Here is a 214-nt window from a genome sequence, read left to right on the forward strand (position 1 = left end):
GGGGTCAGGTGGGACCACCGCGCTATCGCCGCCAGGCAAATTCTGTTTTATCAGCCCGTCATACGACGCACTGATTAATCTGTATCACGCTGAAAATCGTCTCAAATCCGCCAAAACAGCTTCGGCGTTGTAAGGTTAAGCCTCACGGTTCATTAGTATCGGTTAGCTCAACGTATCGCTACGCTTACACACCCGACCTATCAACGTCATCGTC

The 214-nt window shown here is 50.9% G+C and carries 1 rRNA gene; it reads right to left on the reverse strand.

Annotated features, from left to right (window positions below):
- Positions 1-131: 131 nt before the first annotated feature.
- Positions 132-214, reverse strand: a 23S ribosomal RNA gene (locus tag PGR23_RS24495); the annotation flags it as partial.

The sequence above is a fragment of the Klebsiella sp. 141162 genome (assembly GCF_050600755.1).
In the GTDB taxonomy this organism is placed as follows: domain Bacteria; phylum Pseudomonadota; class Gammaproteobacteria; order Enterobacterales; family Enterobacteriaceae; genus Klebsiella; species Klebsiella aerogenes.